Source organism: Vibrio sp. 10N.222.52.B7 (assembly GCF_041474275.1).
GTDB classification, from domain to species: Bacteria; Pseudomonadota; Gammaproteobacteria; order Enterobacterales; family Vibrionaceae; genus Vibrio; species Vibrio crassostreae_C.
In genome coordinates, this window is sequence record NZ_JBFRTU010000295.1 from 1,078 (window position 1) to 1,411 (window position 334).

General features: G+C 43.1%; 1 protein-coding gene. It reads right to left on the reverse strand.

Going from position 1 to position 334, the window contains the following annotated elements:
* Positions 1 to 192 precede the first annotated feature (192 nt).
* The coding region (locus AB4512_RS22905; protein ID WP_372175829.1) for a helicase C-terminal domain-containing protein at positions 193 to 334 on the reverse strand (142 nt) is incomplete at its 5' end.

Genomic DNA, 334 nt, shown 5'->3' on the forward strand with positions numbered 1-334 from the left:
TAAAGCCTGCTGCAAATGCAACCAGAGCAAGTATGACCAACATGGTTGGCTCAATCATTTCCATAAATAGCTAGTGTTCTCGTTATCGGCTGATAGGGCAGCCACATGAAAAATCTATGGATTAGTCATGTTGGGTTTTGAATGCAAGGGCCTAGCGATGAAGGCCCATAACTACCTCAAGGGCAGGGGATATTAGTATTTTATTGTTCTTTTAAAAGGCGGTAGTGAATCGAGTAGGGACTTTCCGTATCGCTTCGTTACTATGCGCCTATCAAGGATCGTGACTTTACCAGAATCTCTTTCCTTACGCAGTAGTCTACCCACAGATTGAATA